Genomic DNA, 644 nt, shown 5'->3' on the forward strand with positions numbered 1-644 from the left:
GTCGGCCAGGCGCTCGCGCACCCCGCTTCCCAAAGGGCGGAGTGTGCGCATCCAAGCCACAACTCCTCTCAGGAACGAGGGATTTGAGCGCTCACGTTGCCAGTTGGAGCCAAAAGCTTCTTGGCCTTGGGCATCGCGCTCTGCAATCTTGCGGTGTGCTGCCATGGCATCGAGCAGCACATCAAGAGACCCGAGCATGTCCAAGGCCGGAAGCTTAGGATTGGACAGTAAAGTACGGATGGCTTGGTTTGCTCGACGCCAATCTCCACTCAGGAAGCGGAACAAGCTTGAGCCTCGCATGGCCAGCTGTGCCCGCGCCGCTTCAAGTTGCCCGCTGTCTTTGCTCCAAGCAGTCTCTCGGAAGACCGTGGACAGGTTTGATTTGGCTTGCTGGACCGTTTCAACGGCCACCACGACTTCTTCTACCGCATCAACGCCGCGGTCCCAGATGTGAGCCACCAGCGCATCACGATCAAGCTCCGGAATACTCGTGGCACGCTCAGCAATGGCAACCAGCCGAAGCGCCAGATCCAGCGTAAGTGGTTTCTTCTCAGCCAGAAGTTGGGTCAATCTGGTGAGGTCTGGTAGGAATCGAACCAAGTCATTGTGTGCTCTAGCCAGCGTTGCGAACTCTTTCCCCAGAA

General features: G+C 57.8%; 1 pseudogene. It reads right to left on the reverse strand.

The features are described 5' to 3' along the window. A pseudogene (locus tag ARC20_RS17810) lies at window positions 1-570 on the reverse strand (DUF3320 domain-containing protein); the annotation flags it as partial. Between the last annotated feature and the right edge of the window lie 74 nt (window positions 571-644).

This window comes from Stenotrophomonas panacihumi (assembly GCF_001431645.1).
Lineage (GTDB): Bacteria > Pseudomonadota > Gammaproteobacteria > Xanthomonadales > Xanthomonadaceae > Stenotrophomonas_A > Stenotrophomonas_A panacihumi.